At 37.9% G+C, this 2,857-nt stretch carries 2 protein-coding genes and 1 pseudogene; all 3 read right to left on the bottom strand.

The features are described 5' to 3' along the window. Nucleotides 1-335, bottom strand: a pseudogene (locus ACQR30_RS07840) (hypothetical protein); the annotation flags it as partial. A gap of 175 nt (nt 336-510) precedes the next feature. Further along, nucleotides 511-1,995 (bottom strand): cellulase family glycosylhydrolase, encoded by a 1,485-nt coding sequence (locus tag ACQR30_RS07835; protein ID WP_429733703.1) that lies wholly within the window; start codon nt 1,993-1,995, stop codon nt 511-513. Between the two features lies 1 nt (nt 1,996). Next, nucleotides 1,997-2,857: GH39 family glycosyl hydrolase (locus ACQR30_RS07830; protein WP_429733700.1), on the bottom strand; the 861-nt coding region annotated here is incomplete at its 5' end.

Raw genomic sequence — 2,857 nt, 5'->3', positions numbered from 1 at the left:
CAGGTTGCTGCTATTGCTGAACCGTTTGGAAGAAAGATAGCAGAATCGGTTGTCCAATTAGCGGATGCCCAGTCAAAACGTTTTATTTCTTCACGTACACCAAGAGGTCCATCGTCGCAAGTCAACTCAGGAATTCCTAAACGATTGACGCCAGCCGAGGAAAATAAAGCATTGCCATGCAACATGTCTATCTTTTCTGCAAGTGTCATTTTATTAATTACAGTACTAATCTTCGATTCCAATACCGCATCATTATTATTTTGAGCAGAAACATTGGTTAACATTAATACAAGCGCAACAAAGGTTATAATAATTTTTGTTGCTACTGAGTTCATTTTTTGAAAGGTTGTCTTTATCATTAATTGTGTAATTTTTATATTCTTTCTTAGCGTATTTTATATAAAATTCATTCTATTAAATTAGTTTGTAATCACTCTTATTCAGCATAACCCACATTATCATTACCTTCTGTATTTTTCAAAGCGCTGAATTCGACCTAACGAACTTTTTCTACGGAAAACTTTTCAGTTTGCCACAATCGATTGTTTTGAATGTTGGAAAATTCTCCTTGACTGTCAAATTTCCAATTAAGTTTTCTTCTTTTCCCCAATCGATAACTAAATCAATTGGTATTTTTTGCGTACCGCTTTGACGCCAAACTGTTGTCGGGTCTCCATCTTGACAAGCAGGAGAGCCATTTATATAATTATACATTGCATCTAAGTAAGGACCTGTAGCCTTGTTTTCAAACTCCATATATCCACCCACCGGAAGCATTCTCCATTTTTGAGTTCCGTTATTGCTCCACTGTATAGCATTGGAATCGCTTCGTGTTCGATACATTCCATCAATGGGTAATCCACTTGCGCGATGACTAAGCCTTACATAAGATTTGCCAGCACCTTCCATAATGGCGTTAACGACATCCCGATCTAATACACTGTCGGCACTTCGATCAAAAATCCCCATATTTATATCCCAACAAAATGGAATTAACCCTTTATTCTTTGCTGAACACACTAAATACCTATAAAAATGCAATCGGGATAACAGGTGAAGTGCCTCATCCGAAGGGTTAGTAAGATGGCGCTTTATGGCGGCATATTCTCCTACAATAACAGGAATACCATGATCAACATACTTAGTTTTCATTAATTGAAAAGCTGAATCCAGTGAACTTTCTTCTCCGCATGTCGCATTATGAATAGTATCGGTAGCAGAATGGTAATCTTTACCCCAATAATAGAACATATTTCCCCAGCTCGCATCTTTTGCCAGCAGGCAAAACTGGTAAGGTGTATAATAGTGAATTTCCACCATTAGACGATTTGGAATATTATCTGTAGGCAGGGTATTCATCAAACTATTTGTTTTTGAAATGTCAGTAGACGGTCCCTGAATAATGAGTGATCGGGAACTGTTATTTCCACCGGTTGCTCTCACAGCATTTATAAAAGTTTGATGGTACGATAGTAAAACACACATTCCTACAGAATCACTAACATTGGGTTCATTGGCACTAGCAAAAAGTAAATGCTCGTCATAGGAATTAAAATAATTGGCAATTTGAGTCCAGTAATTTTGCTGCTTTGCATTCACAGACGCCTGTGCAGTAGTAGTACAATTATTTTCCAACCACCCACCATCCCAATGAATATTGAGAATCGTATACATCCCATCGTTTACACAATAATCTACGACTTGTTTCACACGAGCCAACCAACCAGAATCAATCACGCCATTATGGCTATGGCAGTTCCAAGCACAAGGTATTCTTACCGTATTGAATCCTAAAGCCTTTACACTATCGATTAACCGCTGCGTGATAATCGCACCCCCCCAAGCGGTTTCACCGCACACAGCCTCAAGCGTGTTACCTAAATTCCAGCCAACAGTCATCTGATGGGCAACCGCTTGAGCGGTGGGTAATTGGGCCTTTGCATTCATGACAAACAAAAGCCCAATAAAAAAGATGATTCCTTTTTTTATCTTCATCTTAAAGTTTTATAAGTTTTAAAAAATAAACGTCATTCTCCCGAAGATTTAATTCGCTTGAAAAAGGAACGCCATTTTTTACAGTAATAATCTTCTGTAATAGAGGTGAACCATCATTTTGTTTTTTTATTTGTAAAACCTGTTGTCTATCCAATTGCGATGGTGCGCCCATCGACAAATAGGCAGAGTAAGCATCATTACTCTTATAACCTATTTTATATACATTGAGCGCATACTTTCCAGCCGGTACATCTTTTATATGAATTTTTAATTCTCCTATCGGTTTTGCAGGTAAGTCACGGATATAATATTGTTGGTCATTCACAGAATCTGGAAGCGTATTAGTGCAATTCCAGGCAAGCACTTGAATATTTCCCGATGAATCTTTACAGGCCCAAGAATCGGAATCATCATTCTTTAATTCAATATTTCCCAAATGGTTCAGAAACCTGTAAGCATACAATACAGGCTTATTTATTCCTTGAATCGTCATCATTCCGAACCCTCCCTGAAATGGCGTAAAACGAGGTCCGGGCTCTTCAAAAATATCGGTAAAAACCCAATAAGACATTGAGTTCGCAGCATTACCTACTTGTTTTAATTTTTGAAGTACATAAGCTGCTTCCTGATAACTATCATGAATGGGATCTGCAGGCGTATAAGATGAACTCCACTCTGTAAAATGTAATTGCAAATCAGGCATTGTTGATTCTTTAATTTCCTTACGTACCTTAATCACGTCGCCACTTACACTCTTAGGATTTTTACTTAATATGGTGCCCCTATTCCCATATTCATCAAGGAAACCCTGACTTACACCATAGGAATGTGTACTAATAAAATCGATGGGGACCTTATTCTG

The sequence above is a fragment of the Arachidicoccus sp. genome, from assembly GCF_050436765.1.
Lineage (GTDB): Bacteria > Bacteroidota > Bacteroidia > Chitinophagales > Chitinophagaceae > Arachidicoccus.
The sequence above is the reverse complement of the archived record's forward strand: the minus strand, read 5'-3'. Positions and strand labels throughout refer to the sequence as shown.